We start from the raw sequence: 22,647 nt of genomic DNA, 5'->3' as shown, positions 1-22,647 counted from the left end.
AACCCTCAGTTTGTACTCCGCCTATCAACGGATGCCAGCTATTTAACCGGCCACCTGTTGCTTGGATCCACTTCAGGTGTTAGCCCTTTACATCAAGGTCAAAATCTCAGCCAATACCTTGCCGTTGGTCGCCAAAATCTGCTTGGGGAAAACGCCGGGATTGCCTTGAAAATCCGTCACCGTACCACCCGCTTCCTGCACAATCAACGCGCCAGCGGCGACATCGTACAAATTCAATTCCTGCTCCCAAAACGCATCAACCTGACCATCGGCAACCAGGCATAAATCCATCGCCGCCGAGCCAAACCGCCGCTGTCCGGTGGTGCGTTGGGCAATCCGTCCGAACCGCTCCAAATTGTTATCGGTCAAGTACGAGCGTAAACACGCAAAACCCGTCGCCACCATCGCATCGGCGAGGCTGCTTTCGTTAGACACGGTGATCGCCACGCCATTCTTAAACGCACCCCGGCCTGTTGCCGCCGTGTAATAATCGTCCAAAGCGGGTGCGTACACGGCCCCCGCCATCAATTCGCCATCAATTTCCAAGGCCACGCTGATTGACCAAAAATACTGGCCTCTGGAAAACGAATGGGTGCCGTCTATCGGATCAACCACCCAACGCGCCGACTGATCCGCCGATTGCCCGCTCTCTTCGCCCCAAAAACCATATTGGGGATATGTTTCCGTCAGCGTCGCTTGCAAATAGGCTTCCACGGCAAGATCGGCGGCGGTGACAAAATCACGGGGATTTTTTTTGTGGATCGCCGTGTTTTTTAAATCTTTAAAATACGTCAGGGCGATTTGTCCGGCGGCACGGACAATGGTTTCAAGTTCAACTAGGGAAATGGTCATGGCTTAGGATTATCAAGTGAAAAAATGAATTATACGCGATGGTTTGTTACATGATGGTTGTTACATTTTCGGGGATTAAGACCTCATCATAATGGCAAGCCACCCGGCGTTAAGCATGATGTGTCCGCAAGGTAAATGTCACCGGCCCGTTATTGACCAGCGACACCTGCATATCCGCGCCGAATTGCCCAAATGCGACAGGGGCATGAGTCGCCTGCGCCAACTCTTGCAAATACGCGAACAACTCGCGGCCTTGTTCCGGCGGTGCGGCGGAGGCGAAACCGGGGCGGTTGCCTTTTTGGGTATCGGCAACCAAGGTGAACTGCGGGACCAGCAACAAACCGCCGTTTATGTCACGCAAGCTTAAGTTCATGCGGTCGTTTTCGTCGGCAAAAATCCGGTAATTCAAGATACGCTCCAGCAATTTTTGCACATCTTGGCGGGTGTCCGGTTTTTCCACGCCGACCAAGGCCATAATGCCAATGCCGATGACACCGATGTCTTGCTGGCTGACGGTCACTTTGGCAGAGGTGACGCGTTGGATGATGGTGATCATGTGGGTGAGTTTTTTGCGATGAAATCGGTTATCGTTTGGGCAATTGTTGGAAAGGCATTAAGGACTTTTTTGTCCGCCGTGATAAGTGGGATATTTACCAGTTTTGCCAAAGCGACAAACTCGCAATCATAGGCGGAGCAATTGCTGGCATTGACCAGTTGTAAAATATGCGCAGAAGACACTTCATAATCACTATCAAGCATCAAGCTTTCGGCTTGCTGGACAATTAGCAAAACCTCATCAAACGTTAATAGATTTTTATGTAAATAGTGGCTTAAAACGCTACGAAACTCACTTTTCCATAAACCTGGCGCAATCCATTTCGGTTCCAGCATCAGCAATTGTTCGGCTTGGGCGGATTTGTCGCTGTTTAAGTACAGATACGCGATGGTGTTGGTATCGGCAACAATCATAACCTGCCGTCGAATTTCGCTAGGTCAATCTCATCATCGGTCAGGACATGGTTTGCCGTTTTAGCCCGTAATTGCCTCGCCACTGCCAAATGCTCGGCGACATTGAGCTGATGTGGATTTAACGCCCTTTCCAGACAATAAATGACTTCCCCGTTAATGCTTCTATGATGTAAACGGGCGGATTCCTTTACTTGATTATAAAGCGGGTCTGGAATGTTTTTGAGGGTCAGGGTAGCCATTGTTGCAACACCATAATGAAACCAAAGTGGTTTTATTATGGTTTTTCTTGATAGAAAATCAAGCTAAAAATACGCTTTAGAGGGACATAGCCTTACTCCATCCCCGCAAATTCAAACAACAACTGCTGTTCCTTCTCGTTGATCTCATAAAACGCACCGGTACGTTGCCATTCGGGCAGCACCACCGGCCCGTAGCGGACGCGCATCAGGCGGCTGACGACGACGTTTTGCGATTCCCACAAGCGCCTGACCAAGCGGTTACGGCCTTCGGTGACGATGACGTTATACCATTTGTTCGCACCTTCGCCGCCTGTGGAAAAGATTTGGTCGAATTTTGCCAAGCCGTCTTCCAGTTGCACACCTTCTTTTAAGGTTTCCAAAGTTGCGTCCGAAACATGGCCTAAGATACGCACGGCATATTCGCGCTCGACTTCGGTGGAAGGGTGCATCAAACGGTTTGCCAGTTCGCCGTTGTTGGTCAACAGCAGCAAGCCTGATGTGTTGATGTCCAAGCGTCCGACCGCTATCCAACGGCCTGCTATCAATGGCGGCAAACGGCGGAAGACGATGGGGCGGCCTTCGGGGTCACGGCGGGTGACGACTTCGCCGGTGGGTTTGTGGTACAGCAACACGCGCGTCGGTTGCTCGGTGAATTTTTCCCAGTTGACGATACGGTCGTTAATTTGCAAACGGTCACCGGTGTTTAGGCGTGTGCCCAAGGTGGCCGTGATACCGTTGATTTTCAGACGGCCTTCGGTGATCCAGCGTTCAATTTCGCGGCGTGAACCTACCCCGCCACGGGCGAGGGTTTTTTGGATACGCTCGCCCGATTCGGGATGCGGCGGCGCGGTTTTGGCACTGGCATTCGTACTGATTTTTGCGCTGGGCTTGGCAGCAGCAGCTTGGGTAACGGCAGTGTCCGGGCGCGAACGGCGCGGGACACGGCTTGAGGGTTTGTTATTCACGGTTTACCTGCGGGTTGTATTAGGATTGGGGTCAATCAGACGGAGCAATCAATCCTGGCCCTTCGGCCACGGTCGTTTCCGGTGTTGACAGCTCAAAACCTTGCAATTCTTGCAAGGTCGGTAATTCATTTAAGGTGGAAAGATTAAAATAATCCAGAAATTGTTTGGTCGTGCCGTATAAGGCGGGCCGTCCGGGCACTTCTTTATGGCCCAAAACCCTGACCCATTCACGTTCCAATAAGGTTTGGACCATCCCGGTGCTGACGCTGACCCCTCGAATATCTTCAATATCACCACGGGTGACGGGTTGGCGGTAGGCGATGATCGCCAGTGTCTCCATCAAGGCTTTGGAATATTTCGGCGGTTTTTCTTCAAACAACCTCGAAACCCAGCGCGACAAATCCGAACGCACCTGAAAACGGTAGCCGCTGGCGATTTTTGCCAACTCAATCCCGCGCGGCTGGTAATCAACGGTGATCGCGTCGATGGCGGCTTGAATCTCCGCCAAATCCGGCTGCTCCAATTCGGGAAACACCTGTTGCACTTGTTTGCAAGTCATTGGCCGTTTGGCGGCAAACAAGATGGCTTCGACGATGCGCTGGATTTCCACGTTGACCGGCGGTGAGTCAATGATTGGCGAGGGCGGTTTGGCTGGCTCTAACGCGCAGCTCGGCGAAGGGTTCTGACTGGATAATTTCGATGAGCCCTTCTTTGCCGAGTTCCAGTATAGCAAGAAAGGAGACCACCACGCCGTGCCGGCCTTCGCGGCGGGCGAATAATTCTGTAAATAATCGGCTATCTGGGCCTTTAAGGCTTTCCAATATCGTAGACATGCGTTCACGGACTGATAATGCTTCTTTGGTTATGGCGTGGTGGCTAAGTTGTTCGGCGCGTTTTAACACGGCTTTGAAGGCGAGCAGCAATTCGCCCATTTCAATTTCGGGAAAGCTTTGCTCAACGTCTATTGTGGCGGTGTCCACGTCAACGCAAAAAAAATCGCGTTCCATGCGTGGCAATGCTTCCAACGCCTCGGCGGCGTATTTTATCGTTTCATACTCTTGCAAGCGACGGATTAAGGCCGCCCGTGGGTCGTCTTCCTCGTCTTCGGCTTCTGGCGGGCGCGGCAACAGCATCCTGGATTTGATTTCCGCCAACCACGCCGCCATCACCAGATAATCCGCCGCCAGCTCGATTTTCATATCGCCCATGAGCTGGATGTAGGCCATGTATTGCTGGGTGATCTGCGCTATCGGGATGTTGATGATGTCCAGGTTTTGTTTTCTGATCAGGTACAGCAACAAATCCAAAGGCCCTGCAAACAATTCCAGAAACACTTCCAGCGCGTCGGGCGGAATGTACAAATCATCGGGGAGCAGGTTGAATGGCGTACCGTTGACGATGGCGAATGCAGGGGATTCTGGGGCTATTTCGGTGTCTGCTGGAGTCATGTTTATGTGTTGTGCGTTAGCCTGATAAACCCGATGCCAGAGCGGGATGGGTTACAAACCCATTCCAGCTTGCAGGTTTTTCTGGTTTTTCAAGCCAGAAAGGCGGTTACAACCCAGCCAACGAAAAGAACAAATTATGGGCAAGATACAAAGGATATTGCAGCACGGCACCCAGCACTTCCGTATACAGCATCACCAGTAAAATAATAAAGCCGTAAGGTTCAAGCCGGTTGTATTGCACGCCTAAGCGGTACGGTAGCAGCCCGGTTAAAATGCGGCTGCCGTCAAGGGGCGGGATGGGCAGCAAATTAATCAAAGCCAGCGAGATGTTGATTGAAATACCAGCGACACCGGTATAAATCAAAGGCAGGGAAATCGCTTCCATGCCGATGGTCACCCCCAGCCGCGCCAGCAACGCCCAAGCGATTGCCATCAGCAAATTCGCGCAAGGCCCGGCGGCGGCGACAAAAGCCATATCACGCAAGGGCTTTTTAAAATACCGTCCGTTCACCGGCACGGGTTTTGCCCAACCAAATATAAAGCCCGTGCCGGTCATCAGCAAAAGCCCCGGCAAAATCAAGGTGCCCAGCGGGTCGATGTGTTTCAGGGGGTTCAAGGTCAAACGCCCCAGCATGTAAGCGGTGTTGTCGCCGCATTTTTTCGCCATCCAGCCGTGGGCGGCTTCATGTCCGGTGATTGCAAAAATAACCGGTAAAGCCCAAACGATGATACGTTGGACTAGGGTTAATTCATCCATCATGGTGGTGGTTCCTCTATTGGGTCAGCATAGTGGCAATGCCTTTGCCTTGCCTGACGATGACGGGGCCATTGCTGGTAAATTCGATCATGGTGGTTTGTTCAAAATGTATGATGCCCGCATCGATCACTAAATCCAGTTCATGATCCAGCCTTTCCTTGATGTCATAAGGATCGGTCAGTGCTTCATCTTCGCCAGGCAAACTCAAGGTTGTGCTGAACAGGGCTTCATCCAGTTCCTTGACCAGCATTTGTGCGACCGGATGGTCAGGAATGCGGATGCCAATCGTTTTTTTCTTGGGATGTTGCAAGCGGCGCGGGACTTCTTTGGTGGCATCAAGGATAAACGTGAACGGGCCAGGGGTCAGGGCCTTGATCAAGCGGAACGCATCATTGCCGATTTTGGTGAACATCGAGACTTGCGTCAAATCTTTGCAAACCAGCGTGAAATCATGTTTGTCATCCAATTGCCGGATACGGCGGATGGTGTCCATCGCCTGTTTATCACCAATATGGCAAGCCAGCGCGTAGGATGAATCGGTGGGATACGCGATGACCCCGCCTTGTTGGATTATCGCAACGGCACGTTGGATTAGCCGCAACTGGGGGTTTTCGTGATGAACTTCAATTAACTGGGCCATTGCTTACCGTTGCCTGAATGAATTCGTCACATTATAACGTAGATCAGAAAAAGCTTGCAGGGCGAATAGCACGGCTTGTCGTGCCGATGAAAGGCATCAATTTTGACGGGGTTCTATGCGACGGGCAAAAAGTGCGCTACAGATTTTCCCAAAACCATGACGGTCCTGTTTGATGATTATCTTCCTCGTTGGAACGACCAAGCCTTCCCTAAACATCGCTGATTTAGGGAAGTTATTTTTAGCCAAACCCTGATAAGCAATTTATCCATTTGGCAGGCTAGCTTTGTCCTCCAATCAGACTGTCTGCGCCTTTTGTAAATTTGTGCAACAAAATCTTAATAAAATCAATTGTTGTAGCCGTCTTCACTAGGATCGTAAATGATTTGGTGAACCTTAAAATTGACCCCTCCCATACCTGCGCCAGAATAAACAATGCGCCCCAAACCCTTATACAGGTCTTCCATGCGCATGACATCACTGCCAAAATAAAAGGGGACAAAGGCTTTTCCGGTCGCATGGCTTCCTGTGTCCGTAGGCTCGCCTATCAAATCATGCACTTGTTTGAATGGCATGCCGATTTTAATTTTAGCAAACGGGCTGTTTGACGGAATATTGCCAATGATCTGCTGGGCTTCGTTGTTATTGTTGTTGGAGGATTGCTTGCTGGCTTTGTTCGATGAAGAAGCGCAAGCCGTTATTATTCCGATAAATAAAAACAAGCTGACCCGAAGTAGTTTGGTGCGCATTAGGTTTTCCTTTTTATTTGGTAAGGTTTGGAGTTGTTGATGGTTTAGTTGCTGATGGTTTGGAGTTGTTGAACGCAATGTTAACGGTTAATGTAACTTTGTCAATAAAGCAGGATCGACGCGGCAGCCGCCAATCTCCGGGTGGTCGATGGCATCTTGTTCAAAATCGCGGTAGCTGGGTGATTGGAAGGCAATGCGGTTAATTTTTCCACCCGAAAATTCAAACTCCATCGCCCCTCCTTTGGCACGCGGACTGCCTTCTTTGGTGGCGAACAGCAGTATGCCGGCAGTTGCCGTTGACTTGCCCATCTGCTCAGGGACAACCCGCGCACAACTCAGTTCGTTGAATGCCAAGCCCAAAAACACTTGCACCAACTGGCGGGCAGTGATAATTAAGCCTTCGCCCGGAATAGGGGCGGGTGTGGCAATGGTTGTTGGGGCAATAGCCGGGGCTTTTGGGCTTGCCGTTTGCTCTGCTGCTGGCACGGGTGCAATCGGTGTTGCCGGCTGCAATAATTTTTCCAAACCAAAATCACCTAGGTGGTTTTGCAACAACACCGTGCCATCGCCTTTGGCAAACGTGTTTATCAACGGATAGATTTGGCTTTCCATTTCTGCCTGGTTGGTGTTTTTAAGTACGGTAAGCAGTTGGCGTTCTATGGATTTAAGCGGCATAAAGAACTGTTCTTTTTTCTGGCTGGAATCGCCCATCTGCGCCCAATCGGATTCTGTGTTGACGCTGAGCCCCATAGCTTTCATGGCGGCAAAATCATCGCTGATGAGGCAGTTGCCAAAGTTTTTGCTACGGTAGCTTTGTAGGGTTTTGGCGTTGATGTCATCGGCCCCCACTTTTTGCGCCGGGACATTGTAGTTTTTCCAGTCGGCACTGTTTAAGAGAAAGTAGTAAATATAAGCGTTACGGTCAAATTTGTTGAAGCCCAAGTCTTTCATGACTACTTTTATCTTGCGGCAATTGCTGTGCACGTCTTCGTAATTGTTCCAATCCGGTTGCAAATTGGGTTTTTCTGGATGCTTGGACTGTCCGATCAATTGTTGCAAATTGATGTCGCCCGTTGCCGATTTCATGGCTGACTGGCTGAGTTCCGCCAAGGAAAGGTCACGCGCATCGGGCAGGCCGCCCGCCTTAGTTTTAAGCAACATGGATGCGGTAATTTCTGGATAAACCCTCAGTTCACCTAGCGGCTTGATGTCCGCCCCCAGAATGTTGGCACCGCCTTCGGTGACGGCGTGGACTTTGAACACGGTTTCATAGAGCGCGCCGCTTTTATCTGTGTAGCTAACGAATGCGGGCAAGGAGTGGATTTCCGCGCTGTGGTTAGCGGCGGGCGTTGGTGCTTGGACCGTTTGGTTTTGTTGATTATTGGTGAACCATTGTCCGGCAAACTGCCCCAACACGGCAACGCCCATGCCCACACCGGTAAATGCCAGCAAGCTGCTGGCCGCCGTGGCCTTGTTGACCAGCCCCATCACATCCACATCGCTATTGGCACTGGAATAAACGCTGTAGTCCACTTGGGTTTCCTTGCCGGCATCCAAGCGCATCCAAGGGGTCAAGTTTTGCTTTTTGGCATCAAATTTAAAATTGCACTTCCCGCTTATGGTTTGGTAAGAATAGCCAACGGCTTCGGTGTTAAATTTGAGGATGCTGTTACGGACATTGAAAATCAGCGCGGACGACAAATCATTTTTGCTAAACGACGGCGCCATGCTATCGCAACCGTCTCTTAAGGCGTTGTCGCCTTTAAAATCAAACTCGGCAATCAGCCGCACATAATAATCGTCGCCATCTATGGACTGAAAATCTGGCAAGGCCTGAAACGGGCGCGTTTTAACCGATTGCGCGGACTTGGGGTCGTCCGTCCCGGCGCCGGGATAATCAACGGCAAGTTGCCTTGTGGACGTGCATCCTGCCAATACGGCACCGACGCATAAACTAAGTTTTAAAAAGTGGCTGTACCGGATCGACATGCTTATTAACCTTAAAAGTTACTTTAGTGGAACATTATAATGCATCTACGAATCCGTGTTTTCCGCTTAGGATTTAGTTAAAAATAACGTCCTTGAATTTTGACGGGTATCTTTTTGTAGGGGCGATTTTAATCGCCTAGGGCGGATGAATCCGCCCCTACTGGCTTCCTGTATTCTATTCAAATCGGAACGTTATTTTTTACCGAATCCTTAGAATCAAGCAAATGCCCCATTTTTTATTTGTACCCTGAATAGATTAGCTATGTAGGCCGGAATAAGCCTAGACGAGCGGGAGCGAGGCTAGGTGTTTCCGGCGCAAGCGGCCGGGCTTGCCGGAAACGCCCGCACTCGCTTACGACTTGTGTAGACACTAATGCTACAACGGGCACCGCTTAAAAATAAGCGAGGTGTTAATGCCGCCAAAGGCAAAATTGTTGCTCATCAGATAGTCGCATTCCAGCAAGCGGATAGCACCCATTATGTAATCGAGTCCGGCGCACTGGGGGTCTACATTGTCCAAATTGGCGGTGGGGTGGAACCAGCCTTCGTTCATCATTTGTATCGCCGCCCAGGCTTCAATGGCCCCGCAGGCCCCCAAGGTATGCCCGGTATAGCTTTTCATGGCGCTAATGGGGATGTTTTGCCCCAAAACTGCCGCCGTTGCATGGCTTTCGGCAATGTCGCCCAATTCAGTGGCGGTGCCGTGGGCACTGACATAACCTATGGACGTGGCTTCCAGTCCGGCATCCTGGAGCGCCAGTTTCATGGCGATTTGCATACTGTTGCAATCGGGTTTGGTGATATGCAGGCCGTCGGAGTTGGTGCCAAAGCCGACGATTTCGGCATATATGGTCGCTCCACGGCTAAGCGCGTGGCCCCTTTCTTCTAGGATGATACTTGCGCCGCCTTCGCCAATGACCAGTCCGTCACGGTCTTTATCAAAAGGCCGTGGTGTAAGATGCGGTTCGTCATTGCGCTGTGAGGTGGCGAACAAGGTATCAAAAATAGCCGGTTGGGATGGCGACAATTCATCGCTGCCACCCGCTATCATAATGGTTTGGATGCCGTGCTTAATGGTTTCATACGCATAACCTAGGGCTTGGCTGCTGGAAGTACAGGCGCTGGAGGTGGGTATGATGCGTCCGGTAATGCCAAAATGCAGCCCGATATTGACGGGGCAGGTGTGGCCCATCATGCGGATATAGGAGGTGGCATCCAAACTGCCTTTATCGCAGTTCAGCAACATTTTGGTGAAATCGATCAGGCCGTCAAAGCTACCTGATGAACTGCCGTAAGCTATGCCGGTCCTCCCGCTTTTCAATAGTGGGTCTGTTAATAATCCGGCATCTTGAAGTGCCAGTTCCGTGGCGTAAGTCGCCAGCATGGCGACCCGCCCCATGCCGCGTATTTGTTTGCGTGAATAATGTTCCGGCCTTACAAAGTCTGTCGGGGCGGCCAGTTGGGTGTTAAGACCTTTATATTTGCTCCACCCGTCCATTCTTTGGATGCCGGTGGTCTGGGCTTTGAGTTTTTCAGCAACGCTAGCCCAGTTATTGCCCAATGGCGTAATCGCCCCCATGCCGGTAATGACTACCCGTTTCATTAGCACAATCCTCCATTCACGGAAATGACCTGGCGGGTAATGTAAGCCGCATCTTCCGTCATTAAAAAAGCGACGGCGGCGGCAACTTCTTTGCTTGTGCCTGCCCGCTTTAGGGGAATCAAGCGTTTAATATCGTCAATCGGTAAGTTTTCCACCATGTCGGTATCAATCAAGCCAGGGGCGACACAATTGACGGTGATATTACGTTTTGCCAGTTCTAGGGCCAGTGCCTTGGTGGCACCGATTATACCTGCTTTGGCGGCACTGTAATTGACTTGCCCGCGATTGCCCATCAGCCCGGAAACGGAAGCTAAGGTGACGATGCGCCCTGGTTTCCGGCGTTGGATCATGGGCATCACCAAGGGTTTTAAGACATTATAAAAGCCGTCTAAATTGGTATGGATCACCGAATCCCATTCGGCATCGGTTAGGGCCGGGAAAGCATTGTCGGCGGCGACACCGGCATTGCAGACTACGCCGTAGTAAGCACCGTGCAAGGCAATATCTTGCGTTAGGCAGTCGGCACATTGCTGGCGGTCAGCCAAGTCAAATTGTAAGACGCGGGCAGATTGCCCCAGCGTTTCGATGGTGTTTGCGACCGCGTCTGCCTCAGCCCGGCGGCTACGGCAATGGACCACCACAGAAAAACCTTTGTCGGCCAAGTACAAGGCGATTGCCTTACCAATGCCACGGCTGGAACCTGTCACTAAAATTGTTTCACTCATCTTAAAGTATCCAAGCGTTTATTCGGTAAGCACTCGATTATGTTCCGATTTTGGTTGATAAACATTCAATTTCGCTTCGACCAACACGCCAGGTGCGGTAATTTTGCAATCAAACACGCCTAGCCCTTGCTCTTGCAAAACGATTTTGACATGCACTGTCAATACGGCACCTGTCAAAAAACTGGCTACATTGCTGGTGTACAAGCGCGTCCCCAACAAAAAACCCAAGTAGCTTTGCCGCCCTGCTATTTTATCCATCATGCCGCTATGCGCCGATATGGCCTGGGCCATGTATTCTATACCGACCAAAGCGGGTACGGATTGTTCGTCGCCAAACAGCCCGTTACCATTCACGATCACTTCAGCCACCATCGACTGGTCATCAAAGCGGATAATTTTATCCAATAGCATCATGCCGCCAGCGTGTGGCAATAAGTCAGTCAATGCGTAACCGTTCATACGCGGGCCATGACTATCGAGAGGTTATTGCCACCAAATGCAAAAGAGTTGCTCTGACAAGTCGTGATTTGGCGTCCTAAATATTGCCCTGGCCTGACGAAATTGAGTGCTGGCAGTTTTGTATCCAATTCGTCGTCATTAATATTGGGGGGTAATTCACCTGCGGGGTCATCCGTTGCCAGCAATAGCCAACATAGCCCCAGTTCCAGTGCGGCGGCGGCGCCTAAAGCGTGTCCGGTTAGGCCCTTGGTGGAGCTGACTGCGGGCTGGTTAGTAAAAACTTCAAACACACTTCGGCTTTCCATCGCATCGTTTAAGGGTGTAGCAGTGCCATGTAGGTTGATATAGTCGATGGCGTCCGGTGTTGTTCCGGCTTCTTGCAAAGCCATCTGCATGGCTTTCATGACGGCTGTTCCGGCAGGTGCGGGGGCGGAGAAGTGGTGGGCGTCACTGCTGGCGCCGATACCGGATAATTGCACAGGTCCTGTTTCTTTGCTCATCACAAATAAGGCGGCGGCCTCCGCTATGTTGATGCCATCCCTGTGTAATCCGAAGGGTTTGCATAAGCCCGTCGCAACCGATTCTAAGGCGGCGAAGCCATGCAGGGTATAGCGGCACAAGCTATCGGCGCCGCCGACGATCACCGCGTCACAGATATTGAGTGCGAGTAAGCGGCGGGCGGAGGCAAAAGCCCTGCCGCTGGATGAACAGGCTGTGGAGATGGCGTAAGCAGGGCCTTTAATGCCTAAGGTGGCCGCCAGAAAATCAGCCCCGCCGGCCAATTGCTGTTGCTTATAATGGAAGGATTCGGGTTTATGCCCGGTTTTAGCCACGTCAGCCCATGCCGATTCGGTGTTGCTAAGCCCGGAGGTGCTGGTGCCTATCACCACGCCCACCCGGTCTTCCCCAAAACACCGGATCATGGCATCGACCGTGCCTTTGATTTGGGCCAATGCCGCCAGTAACAGTCGATTGTTCCGGCAGTTATAATAGACGCTGGCGGCATTATCAATCAGCGGCAGGCTGGCTTGGACCTTGCCCACATAAACGGGATTTCCGGCAAGCGGGTCTTCCGCCAACACTAAGCCCGTCCGGTCGCCTGATAAAATACGCTTGAGGCTTGCTGTTTTGGAATCGCCCACAGGCGACACTAGGCCAAGATCATTCAGGTAAAACTTCATCCATCACGCCGGCATGCGGCATAGCTCCACCAAGGTGTTCAAACGGTTGCGCGAGTTTTTGACATAAGGATTGTTCTCGTCCCAGGCATAACCCGCCAAAATGGAGCAGATCATGGCTTTGATATTGGGTTGTTGCTGGTTATAAAAAATCGCGTCCTGCAATCCACCTTCATACCATGACGTGACAAAAGTCCGAAAAGTGTCCACGCCTTTTTGCAAAGGTTCGGCATAATCTTTCTGCCAATTGACCGCTTGCCCGGTAAGCTGGCGATCTAGCACGGCAGTCGCCAAGCTCGCCGATTTCATCGCGATGGTCACGCCTGAAGAAAACACCGGATCCAAAAATTCACCCGCATTGCCCAGTAAAGCATAGCCATTGCCGTACAAGGAACTGACATTGGCACTGTAGCCTTTAATGCTGTTGATGGGCGTGTCGTAGATGGCATTCGGCAACAAAGCCGACAAGGAAGGTTCTTCTGCGATCAAGGCATGGAAAGCGTGTTGATTATCCGCAAAAGCATCAAATACTTTAGGTTCGCCGACGACCCCTAAGCTACAACGGCCATTGCTAAAGGGGATCAGCCAGTACCAGACATCGGCCATGTCGGGATGGATGACGATACGGATTTGCTGGCGGTCATAGTGTCCACAGCTAATCCGGTCTTCAATATGGGTGAACAGGGCTTGCCTGACGGGGAAGTTTGTCGGGCTTTCCAGCTTTAACAAACGCGGCAAAACCCGGCCAAAACCGCTGGCGTCCAGGACAAAATCGGCTTCTATTTGATAGTTTGCGGCGTGTTCGTCAGATGCGGTCAAAACCGGCTTTTCACCCGAAAAATCCGCGTCTAAGACGGTGTGCCGCCAATGGATAATCGCGCCTTGGCGTTGCGCCTCGGAAGCCAGCAAGGCATCAAAACGGTCGCGTTGCACTTGAAAGGTCGTACCAAAGCCTGGGCTAAATTTGTCAGAAAAATAGAATTTGGAATATTTATCGCGGCAGATAAAATCGGCCCCGGTTTTAAACTGGAAACCTGCATCAATGACGGCCGGCAACATGCCGGCCTCGTCAATGAATTCCATGCACTGCGGCAACAGGCTTTCACCAATGCTAAAACGCGGGAACAATTCCCGTTCTAAAATAATGGCCTGATGGCCTTTTTTTTGCAATAAGGCCGCCGCGATGCTGCCCGATGGCCCCGCCCCGATAATTACTATTTTTTTTTGCCCAATCATTGTCTGCGCCGCTTATTTGATTTCCGTTAATATAAAAATATTGCCATTGGCCTGTGTGAAAAGTAAACGGGTATTTTGAACAGCCGAAGATTATAACGTACTTAGGCGATTTCCGGCGAAGAATATCCCCAATTCGCTAGTCTTTTTGCCCATTTTCTGCGTTGTAAAAACAGTTACATAGCCCTCTCTGGCACAAGAAAAAAATAGAGTCCACGAAAGACACGAAAAGCACTACAACACGATGCTTTCAATTGTTTTTTTTCGTGCTTTTCGTGTCTTTCGTGGACAATTCTTTTAGTGGATTTAATACATTTAATCTGTCGTGGTTTATTTTTGCGAGTTACCTCGGTAATAATTGAACGCCTACCTTTTAACTTTTCCGCTTGCGGTATGGCTGATTTGCGTAACCCGTTGTAAGCGTTGCGGCACTTTGTAGGTGGACAGCCGTTGCCGGCAAAATTGCAGCAGCGCTTCCACATCCCAAGTGGCCTGATGCGCCATGACCATTTCTGCACAAACGACTTCCCCCAACAAAGGATGTGTTTGCCCGAAGACACGGCAGGCGGCTATGTCAGGATGTGCGTTCAAGACCGCTTCAATTTCTTCAGGAAAAGCCTTATTGCCCGATACATTAATCATGGCCTTTTCGCGCCCGCAAATAATGATACGGCCATCGTCCCGGCATTGGGCAATATCGCCCGCCATAAACCAGCCGTGTTGCAAGACTTGATCAGCCGTTTGCCAAGGTTTCAGGTAGGCATCGAACAGGCCGGGGCCAGAAATAGCCAGCCGTCCGATTTGTCCTTCCGGCACTGGCAGGTAATCATCGTCCAGCACTGCCACGTTAAAACCAGCGGTCGGGAAGCCTACGCTATGCGGGTCTGCTTGCCCAGTTAGGCTATCCAGCAAGGGTAAGCCGGCCTCAATAATGCCGTAAGCCTGGGCCACAGGAACACTAAAGCGGCGCGTAAAGGCTTCGGCGATGGCTGGCGGAATGGCTGATGACGTGGAAATAGCCACTTTAAGGGCTGGCATCTGCACTCCCGATGTATCCGCCGCCAATAAACGGAAGTGCATAGGAGCGGCATACAGCAGGGTCGCCCCCTCTTGGTTGGCATCCTTAATTAAGGTCGCCGCCAATATGTCTTTGCAGACGATGATTTTTGCCCCGACGCGGATATACACCAGAATGCTGACCAAAAAATGGAAGGCCATCGGCAATATCCACAGCACCGCATCATGGCAATCCAGTTGCAGGGCTGTGCTGGCGTTTTCGACCCGCGCCAAAATACGGCGGTGCGTTAAGACCACGCCTTTGCTGTTGCCTGTCGTGCCAGAGGTGTAACGGATAAAAGCCGCATCGGGCAAAGGTGTCAGTGCTTGCCTGGGAGCGGTGCTTATCCAAGTAAAGCGCAAGGTTTGCTCCGAAAACGGGATAAAGCCACTGTCACCTTGAGTCGGGACGATACCCGATTGGTCATCCAACACCGCGTGTACTCCCGTATCCAGCAAGATTTGGCTTATTTCTGCCAATTTCAGTTGATGGGACAGCGGCACGACCACCGCGCCACAGCCCATGCCCGCCAACATGCCAGCAACAAAGGCGCGGCCATTGCTTCCCATAACCGCCAAACCTAAGCCTTTGCTTAAACCTGTTCGCAACAAGCGGGCCTTTAGGGTTTCAGTTTGCTCAAATAATTCATGGTAAGTCATTGTGCCATAGCCATCCACCAAGGCCGGGCGATCAGGCCAAGTTTTGGCGGCAACTTCAAGCAATTGATAGGCAGAATCCATAGAATGACAAAGTTTCAAATGAGCTAAGAGTAAGGGCTAACGGCACTGTGGGCCGCGATTTGCCGCCGACGGATTTTTGCAATGGCGGTTTGCCAAATCCCCGTATCACTGAATTCAGCCGCCAGACATCCCGCCGCATAGCCCGTGCTTAAACATGTGCCGATGACACGGGCCGAGGCTATCGCCGCTTCTGTCGCCGATAAGCCCCGGCCTGCAAAAAACAGGTTGTCGAGATGGCGGGACACCAGCATTTCCGCCGTTATCCAATACGCGTCATCCATAGCGAAATAGCGCAATTCCGGTTTACGCCCCGCGCCCCAATATTCGATAGGCCAAGCTCCCACCGCCACGCCACTGTCAGGTTTGAGGCAGTTTAGCACATGGTTTTCATCTAATACGGCGATGCCTTGCGATCGTTCGCTAGTGCGGATACCGACTTCGGTCGCCATCGCATTGATGCACAAGTTTACCAATGACGGCTCGTGATGGCTCAGATAATCCACAATGCTGACGCTACGTTCACGCGCTTCCAATTCATATTGGCTTAGGCAGGCGATGGAACCGTCGAACGGCACTGGCATCCCCAATTTCAGCAGTGCCTGGCCTTGGGCGATTGAGCCGGGAATGATGGACAGGCGATCACAATGGGATTCTAAGCTGCCCGATGCTATGCCCCGCTTAAGCCCGCGTATCAACGCCAAGGACAGCGCTTCCGGTGCTATCCGGGGTAAGCCGCTGACCTGAAACACAAAGGCCCCGGCTTGGTAGTTTTCCTGCGTTATCTTGTCTATGCCAGCCAGCAGGGAGACTTGGGCCGTGCCGCTGCAATCGACGACGGCTGCCGGATGTAGGCCCAGTATCTGAGATTGGGTTTGGATGCGTAATTCGTGTATCTGTCTTTGACTGGCTTGGAGGCCGCTGACATGGCTGTGCAAAAATAAACGCACCCCGGCTTGTTGCAACCGTTTTGCCGCTATTTGATGAAAGGCGGCGGGACGGTAAGGCAAAAAATGCAAACCTTCGCCAAAGCGGACAGCGTGGGTTTGGCTTGCCGCTTGCACCGCGTCGGCAAATTCACGCGCAAAACCCTGTACGGCATATCGCGCCGTGCTGGGATGGCGGTAAAACAAGCCGCAAATAGTCCCCACTAAGGCGGTCGTAGCCAAGCCGCCCGTAAAACCGTAACGTTCCACGAGGACGACGTTTGCCCCCGCCTCTGCCGCCGCCACAGCGGCGGCGATACCGGCTGCACCCGCGCCTATCACGGCGACATCACAGCGCATACTCAGCCCTGATTGCCCAGCAAAACGCCACTTACCGTAGCTAGCAATTGTTCCGCTTCCAGTTCGCTGATATCCGCCTGCATATAAGCCAAGGTGATTTGCAATGCACCTTGGCAGCGGCTAAAAATAAAGGTCATGCCAGGCGGGTACATATTGGGCGGATAATGGATGGCGCTCTTAACTGATTGCCCGAAAAGGGCGGTAAAATCCTGCAAGGAATCGCCGGTATCGGAATAAAAGAAACTCGCCATCAAGCCTTTGGTAGGCGCTTTCAACAGGCGACGGTAGAGAAAGCCAGGCAGCCGCCGCAAAAAATCCATCATGATGGTGTAATGCCCAGGGCTTTCGGAACGCATCAATGCCTTCATTTGTGTGATCAATTCGGCGGTCATCGTAGGCACATCTTCTAAGATGGCATTGGGAAGGCGATAAAAAAGGAAGCTGACCTGATTGCCCAGTATCGCACCCGGTGCGCCCCGCTTACGGCGGTCCAAGGGTACGGGGGCCAGCACGTCGCCGTCCAGCAAGCCACGTTGTTTCTGGATTTGCGCCACGGCATAGGTCGTTGCCGCAAGATAAAACGCACTGGCTAAAAAACCCGCATCCCGTTGCCTGGCCTGTTCGTTGATGGCCTGCGTTTGTTCGGGCGTGAACGATAGGACGCGATAACACACCTGGGGTTTGCTAAGGTTTTCTTTATACAGCGACAATATGGGCAAACACGAGGTGTCGTAAAGGAATTGCTTCATGTCCGAGGCAATTTTGCCACGGATTTTTAGCGGTAGCTTAGGCCCGTCAAGCGCAAGCCAGCTAGGTGGTTTTAGCGCGGCTGGCATCCCTAAATAGCGGATAAACAGCTCGCCGCCGTGGGCATCCATTAAGACATGATGCCAAGTGAAAACCAGTACGGATTCTGCCTCGCCTAGCTGTAACAAATCAATCTTAAACGGCGCTTGGCTGTTAATATCCAAAGCCGCCGAAAGCAGGCCGTCGGGTAGAGTGTCAGAATCTGCCAGATGATGTTCGCTAATCGTCGGTAATTCCGCCTTGGCAACATAGACCCATTTTGCGAGGCTAAACGGTAGCCCTGCACGCAAGCGTAAGCGGCAAAGCCATTGATACGCCGGACGTTGGCTTAAGTGCTGCTGTAAATCCGCCAGCGTCAAGCGTTCCGCCAACGTCACCGCCAAGGTGCAGACATTGCGTTTGCCGCTGGCTTGCCACATAAGCCTATCCAACTGCAAACAGAAATAATCGGCCCCATTTAGGGTGATGCTATCAGGTAAGGGGCTGGCGGATTCAAACATGGCGGTTTTGCGTCAACAAGGCCAGGCAATACGCGCTTAAGGTCCTGACACTGGCAATATTGTCGGGCGTTAAGGCTTCCGCCGGCAATTCCAAGCCGAAGCGGCGTTCAATAAACAACACCAATTCCATCAGCGAAAAGGAATCCACGCCAATCAGCACCAATTCAGTATCAGCAGACACAGCCACATCGCCTGCCAGGATATTGGCGTGGAGAAAATCGCACAATTGGCTTTCGATTTCATCTTGGGTCAGGTTGGCGGTCATTTTTGTATGCCTCTTTGCCATTAAACACCTCAGCTATTTTATTTTGTAACGATCAGGGCTTAATCCTATCACCGTGTATTTCACCAAAAACCGTAGCAAATTCAGGCAGAATGGGTTGCTTGCCGCCGCCCCGCTAAAAATCCGGCTCACGCGGGCGCTGACCCAAGCCAGCAACCAGCGGGTGAAGCGGTTGACAGGCATGGTTTGCCCGGCCTTGATGCTGCCCATCAAACGGCCGTCGTAGTAATAGCCGACGATTTCAAACCACGCATGTAAATGCCGACGGGTGAGGGCTTCGTAATCCGCCAAGGGTTTATTTTCCAGCAGGGTGTCCGCCAATTTTTTCGCGCTGTCCAGTGCGATCAATAGGCCACTGGAAAATACCGGATCGACAAAGCCACCCGCATCACCCAGCATGATCCAGTTTTCGCCGCATATCCGGTCCGAGATGGACTGGTAATTGTTGAAGCGCAACACTTCCGTCACCCGCTTGGCTTCAGGAGCCAAACGTTGCAACACCGAATCGGTTTTTAACAATTGTTCATATTGCTCTTGAGGCGTTTCCCCATGTTGCTTGGCATAAGCCTCAGGCACGACAAAGCCAAAAGAAACCCGTCCGGGCAAAGGAATACGCCAGCACCAGCCCTGATCCATCCGGTCATTATGCACATAACCCGGATCAACCAATTCGGTCTTGTCCACATGGGCGAATAGTGCGACATCTTGCCGTGGGCCTTTTTGCATGGGGATGTTGAGCAGCCTGCCAATCAAATTGGCGCGGCCTGCGGCATCAACGATCAAATCCGGTTCTGCCGAATCCCAACAACCCGCCGCCGCTTGTAATGATTCTGCATCCAAGGCGATGCGGTCAGTGTCATCGACACGGCTTAACTGCACCATACGCGCAATCAGTTTTGCGCCTGCGTCCTGTGCGGCGGTGAGTAAGGTCGCATTAAAGCGGTCCCTAGGGACGTTATACGAATAAGACGGCAAATCGCTAGGGGTGTCGGCAAAGCGAAATTCAAAAACTTCATCGGCGTTATAAGTGAAACACGCACCGGGTTTGTAAACGCTATAGCTGGCCACTTCGGCTTCCACACCCAATTCTTGCAAGAGCGGCACAATCATAGGCACAAAGGATTCGCCCACTAAAATCGGTGCGCGTTCCGGCAGGGCGAAAATGACGGCTTTATAACCTTGTCGGCACAAATGTATCGCTAAGGCACTAGATGCGGGGCCGCCGCCGATAATGGCAATATTTTTTTTAGAAGGCATTGTGATTCTCTTGGTGATTCTCTTGTATGTGGGCTTTAGGCCGTTTATATATTGGGCGGTGGTTCAGTTTGAATTTTTTGTAGGCCGGAATAAGACTGTTCGGGCGACAGCGAGAACAGGCGTTTCCGGCATAGTGTCCGAATCTGCCGGAAACGCCCACCCCGCGCGATGCGCGAGGTGATCTTATTCCGGCCTACGAAAGCGTTGTTTTAGTTTCAAACTGAAACACTACCCTATATTTGGAGCCGCTTGACACTATGCGGTTTCAGCTGTTTCAACTAGGCTTTCCAGCTTCTGCCAATGCCAAGTTTGTCTAGGCGTTTTAATCTGTAAGCGGGTATCCGCACCGGATAGGAACTGTATCAATAGCGGAAGCTGTACCGGTTGTTCACCGGCATAGCCACACTGCCCATCACGCTGGAACTGTATGGTTTGCCCATCCCCGTCTTTGCTGATTGCCAACATCAGTGCACATCGGCTATCGGTGCTTAATTGAAAGGGTGCCGCCGGGTAAAAATCGGGCAGCGGTTCGTCATAAAAGACGATCAACACGTCTGCCGCGCCTTCTTGCAGCAAGCCTAATGCCTCTAGGAACGCCGGGCCTATGCCATCTTCCCCAGAGGCTAACACCGTCATTTCAGCCGTGTTGCCGTAAACTATCGAGAACAGCCCGGCAATAGCATTGTGGACGGATAGGCTAAATGCCGTGGGCGAAATTTCCTCGCCTGCTTCGATCAATTTAATCATTTCCAAGGATTTGCCCAATTCACCATGTGTTGAGCTAAACACCACGGGCCAATTGTTTTTCAAGGTGTCTTTCAAGTTGTCTTTTAGGCTATCACATTGGCCCGCCGCGCAAAAAACGGTTTTCGCCAAGGGCGACAAACGCCGTTTCAAGTGATGGGGAATAAATGCCAGCCGGTTTTTTTGCAATGCTTCCAATTCCAAATCACTGGGCGCGGTCAATGGCGGCCAAACGGCCCAGGTCTTTAAGACAAAATCCCAGTGCGTGGGTTTATCATTCAACATCAAAACCACTCTTTCTCCAAGCATCCATGCCGCCATCAAGGTTAGTCATATTACGGTAACCCAATTTATAAAGGGCGTGTGCGGCGGCATTGGCCATCGGCCCGCTTTTGCAATAAAGATAGATGGGGGCGTTTTTGTCGCTGGGGAAACGGTTTTGGTATTTTTCTATTTCGTTGTAGGGGACGAAAATATCCGTGCCTTTAATATGCCGCTGTTCGGGCGTGTGGACATCCACAAGGAATATGTCCCCGTTTTGCATGGTTTTGTTTAATTCAGCCGCCGTTATTGCTTTCAGATATTCCGGGCGTTGAAACAGACAGCCCGCAAGGCTGAAAATAAAGATGAGGATGGAAAATTTAGTTTTCATAGGAAACTCACTGTTTGAGCAAAGGTTTCAATAGGGCGCTGCTTAACAGCGTGGTCAAAAAAGCCGTCAACACCAAGGCCACAAAAATGCGTTGGTCAATCAGATGATATTCCAGGGCGACGGAGGCCAAAATAATTTCGACAGCCCCCCGGCAATTCAGGCCAACGCCAACCGCTAATGCCTCCCGCCAAAGCATCCCTCCCAGCTTTGCACCCAAACCCGCGCCCACAATTTTCCCCACACAAGCGACCACAAAAATCAGCAAACACAATACGCCATCAAACTGGCTGGTGAAATTGGCTTTAAGCCCCACGGACACAAAATACAGCGGGGCAAAAAAGTTGAGGGCAAACGGCTGGATCATTGAATTGATGGTTTTTTCCTGTTCGGGATCGTGGCCTTGGCTGAGCGCCATACCGACCAGAAACGCGCCGAAAATAGCGTGTATGCCAATCTGTTCAGCACCGACCGCGGCCAACATGATCAGCAAGGCGATAAAGGTTAGCAAGCCCCCCGGCCAGTTCTTGAACAACCAGCCACTCTTCAAAATGGGGCGCAGCAGCCAGCGGCCTATCGCTAAAGTCAGCAGTGCGTAGCCAAGCACCAAGGCCAGCGCGGTGAATATGTTTCCGCCTACGGCTTCGCGCCCTAAATGACGCAAGAGAAAGGCAAACAGCACCCAGCCGACCAAGTCGTTAATCATCGCCGATGTCATGATGGTCATACCGACCCGGCTGCCTAGCAAATCCATTTCCATCAGTATCCTGGCGATGACAGGTAGGGCGGAAATGGCTAAAGCGGTGCCCATAAACAGGGCGAGCAGCATGGGGTGCCCAGTTTGCCCCCAAAAGCCGGGCAATAGCAAAACCATGCCGAAACCTAAAGCGAAAGGCAATACGCCACCGAATAGGCTGGTAGAAATAATAGTCCATTTGCTGTCCCGGAAATGGCTTAAGTTGACTTCCAAACCCGCCGCAAACATAAAGAACATCATCCCTACTTTTAGCAGGGTATCCATGCCCGTGACAATCGTTTTATCAGCCGGAAACAAAGCGGCATAAATATCGGGGAAAACAGCACCCAAAAAAGTGGGGCCGAGCAGGATGCCGCCGATAATTTCACCTAGCACGACAGGTTGCCCTAGCCTTTTCATCAAATAACCGAATAGGCAAGCAACCGCCAGCATCAAGCTAATTTGCACGAAGAGAGTATGGAGCTGGGTGTGGTTCATTCGTTACGGCCCGTAATTTTAACGCTTGTTCCCAAGCTCCAGCTTGGGAACGCAGTGGCAGAAGCTCTAGCTTCGCGTATCTAATGACAGGAAGCTAGAGCTTCCTACCCTGTATTCCCAAGCTGGAGCTTGGGAACAAGCCGAATTGTGTAGGTTGGGTTAGCGATAGCGTAACCCAACATTTACCGCTCCGATGTTGTCGGGTTACGCTATCGCTAACCCGACCTACATAAGACATATCCAATTGATAATAAAAATAAAAAACTTTAACTTAAGGCAGTGAAGCTGGA

24 protein-coding genes are annotated in these 22,647 nt (G+C 51.5%); all 24 read right to left on the bottom strand.

The genetic code is table 11. The features are described from left to right. Positions 1-87 precede the first annotated feature (87 nt). Positions 88-852 (bottom strand): inositol monophosphatase family protein, encoded by a 765-nt coding sequence (locus tag PHH59_RS09230; RefSeq protein ID WP_300014612.1) that lies wholly within the window; start codon positions 850-852, stop codon positions 88-90. Between the two features lie 109 nt (positions 853-961). Then, a complete protein-coding gene (gene dtd, locus PHH59_RS09225; RefSeq protein WP_300014609.1) occupies positions 962-1,408 on the bottom strand; it encodes a D-aminoacyl-tRNA deacylase in 447 nt (148 codons plus the stop codon). After that, the gene (locus PHH59_RS09220; RefSeq protein WP_300014606.1) at positions 1,405-1,821 is read right to left on the bottom strand and encodes a type II toxin-antitoxin system VapC family toxin; all 417 of its coding nucleotides are present in this window, start codon (positions 1,819-1,821) and stop codon (positions 1,405-1,407) included. The genes dtd and PHH59_RS09220 overlap by 4 nt, the downstream gene beginning before the upstream one ends. Continuing rightward, positions 1,818-2,060: an Arc family DNA-binding protein gene (locus PHH59_RS09215; protein ID WP_300014603.1), complete on the bottom strand. Its 243-nt coding sequence runs from the start codon at positions 2,058-2,060 to the stop codon at positions 1,818-1,820. The genes PHH59_RS09220 and PHH59_RS09215 overlap by 4 nt, the downstream gene beginning before the upstream one ends. Before the next feature lie 92 nt (positions 2,061-2,152). Next, entirely contained in the window at positions 2,153-3,025 is an 873-nt protein-coding gene (gene rluB / locus PHH59_RS09210; protein ID WP_300014600.1) for a 23S rRNA pseudouridine(2605) synthase RluB, read from the bottom strand. A gap of 31 nt (positions 3,026-3,056) precedes the next feature. Further along, complete coding sequence (gene scpB, locus PHH59_RS09205) at positions 3,057-3,635, bottom strand: SMC-Scp complex subunit ScpB (protein WP_300014597.1); 579 nt, start codon at positions 3,633-3,635, stop codon at positions 3,057-3,059. 16 nt (positions 3,636-3,651) lie between these two features. Continuing rightward, the gene (locus tag PHH59_RS09200; RefSeq protein WP_300014594.1) at positions 3,652-4,473 is read right to left on the bottom strand and encodes a segregation/condensation protein A; all 822 of its coding nucleotides are present in this window, start codon (positions 4,471-4,473) and stop codon (positions 3,652-3,654) included. Between the two features lie 106 nt (positions 4,474-4,579). After that, positions 4,580-5,233, bottom strand: coding sequence for a site-2 protease family protein (locus PHH59_RS09195; protein WP_300014591.1), 654 nt, complete (start codon positions 5,231-5,233; stop codon positions 4,580-4,582). Positions 5,234-5,246: 13 nt separating this feature from the next. Further along, positions 5,247-5,870 carry an L-threonylcarbamoyladenylate synthase gene (locus tag PHH59_RS09190; protein ID WP_300014588.1) on the bottom strand — a complete coding sequence of 208 codons (624 nt, stop codon included), beginning with the start codon at positions 5,868-5,870 and terminating at the stop codon, positions 5,247-5,249. A gap of 344 nt (positions 5,871-6,214) precedes the next feature. Further along, the gene (locus PHH59_RS09185) at positions 6,215-6,616 is read right to left on the bottom strand and encodes a hypothetical protein (RefSeq protein WP_300014585.1); all 402 of its coding nucleotides are present in this window, start codon (positions 6,614-6,616) and stop codon (positions 6,215-6,217) included. Positions 6,617-6,703: 87 nt separating this feature from the next. Further along, positions 6,704-8,605, bottom strand: coding sequence for a hypothetical protein (locus PHH59_RS09180; RefSeq protein WP_300014582.1), 1,902 nt, complete (start codon positions 8,603-8,605; stop codon positions 6,704-6,706). Between the two features lie 376 nt (positions 8,606-8,981). Continuing rightward, positions 8,982-10,208, bottom strand: a complete 1,227-nt coding sequence (locus PHH59_RS09175; RefSeq protein WP_300014579.1) for a beta-ketoacyl-ACP synthase — start codon at positions 10,206-10,208, stop codon at positions 8,982-8,984. After that, positions 10,208-10,933 (bottom strand): 3-oxoacyl-ACP reductase FabG, encoded by a 726-nt coding sequence (gene fabG / locus PHH59_RS09170; protein WP_300014576.1) that lies wholly within the window; start codon positions 10,931-10,933, stop codon positions 10,208-10,210. Before fabG ends, PHH59_RS09175 begins: the two co-directional genes overlap by 1 nt. A gap of 18 nt (positions 10,934-10,951) precedes the next feature. After that, positions 10,952-11,392 (bottom strand): 3-hydroxylacyl-ACP dehydratase, encoded by a 441-nt coding sequence (locus PHH59_RS09165; RefSeq protein ID WP_300014573.1) that lies wholly within the window; start codon positions 11,390-11,392, stop codon positions 10,952-10,954. Beyond that, a complete protein-coding gene (locus PHH59_RS09160; protein ID WP_300014570.1) occupies positions 11,389-12,573 on the bottom strand; it encodes a beta-ketoacyl-ACP synthase in 1,185 nt (394 codons plus the stop codon). Before PHH59_RS09160 ends, PHH59_RS09165 begins: the two co-directional genes overlap by 4 nt. Positions 12,574-12,576: 3 nt before the next feature. Next, complete coding sequence (locus PHH59_RS09155; protein WP_300014567.1) at positions 12,577-13,806, bottom strand: NAD(P)/FAD-dependent oxidoreductase; 1,230 nt, start codon at positions 13,804-13,806, stop codon at positions 12,577-12,579. Between the two features lie 363 nt (positions 13,807-14,169). Beyond that, on the bottom strand, positions 14,170-15,600 hold the full coding sequence (locus PHH59_RS09150) for an AMP-binding protein (protein WP_300014564.1): 1,431 nt from the start codon (positions 15,598-15,600) through the stop codon (positions 14,170-14,172). Between the two features lie 23 nt (positions 15,601-15,623). Next, positions 15,624-16,883: an FAD-dependent oxidoreductase gene (locus PHH59_RS09145; protein ID WP_300014561.1), complete on the bottom strand. Its 1,260-nt coding sequence runs from the start codon at positions 16,881-16,883 to the stop codon at positions 15,624-15,626. 2 nt (positions 16,884-16,885) lie between these two features. Beyond that, entirely contained in the window at positions 16,886-18,190 is a 1,305-nt protein-coding gene (locus PHH59_RS09140) for a hypothetical protein (RefSeq protein WP_300014558.1), read from the bottom strand. Then, on the bottom strand, positions 18,183-18,455 hold the full coding sequence (locus tag PHH59_RS09135; protein WP_300014554.1) for an acyl carrier protein: 273 nt from the start codon (positions 18,453-18,455) through the stop codon (positions 18,183-18,185). Before PHH59_RS09135 ends, PHH59_RS09140 begins: the two co-directional genes overlap by 8 nt. 33 nt (positions 18,456-18,488) lie before the next feature. Further along, the gene (locus tag PHH59_RS09130; protein ID WP_300014551.1) at positions 18,489-19,730 is read right to left on the bottom strand and encodes an NAD(P)/FAD-dependent oxidoreductase; all 1,242 of its coding nucleotides are present in this window, start codon (positions 19,728-19,730) and stop codon (positions 18,489-18,491) included. A gap of 255 nt (positions 19,731-19,985) precedes the next feature. Then, positions 19,986-20,756, bottom strand: coding sequence for a beta-ketoacyl synthase chain length factor (locus tag PHH59_RS09125; RefSeq protein ID WP_300014548.1), 771 nt, complete (start codon positions 20,754-20,756; stop codon positions 19,986-19,988). After that, positions 20,749-21,126 (bottom strand): rhodanese-like domain-containing protein, encoded by a 378-nt coding sequence (locus PHH59_RS09120; RefSeq protein ID WP_300014545.1) that lies wholly within the window; start codon positions 21,124-21,126, stop codon positions 20,749-20,751. The genes PHH59_RS09125 and PHH59_RS09120 overlap by 8 nt, the downstream gene beginning before the upstream one ends. A 7-nt stretch (positions 21,127-21,133) precedes the next feature. Next, the gene (locus PHH59_RS09115; RefSeq protein WP_300014542.1) at positions 21,134-22,357 is read right to left on the bottom strand and encodes a cation:proton antiporter; all 1,224 of its coding nucleotides are present in this window, start codon (positions 22,355-22,357) and stop codon (positions 21,134-21,136) included. Positions 22,358-22,647 lie beyond the last annotated feature (290 nt).

The sequence above is a fragment of the Methylovulum sp. genome (assembly GCF_028687615.1).
Taxonomy (GTDB): Bacteria; Pseudomonadota; Gammaproteobacteria; order Methylococcales; family Methylomonadaceae; genus Methylovulum.
Note: the sequence above shows the minus strand (reverse complement) of the source record. Positions and strands in the feature narration are given on the sequence as shown.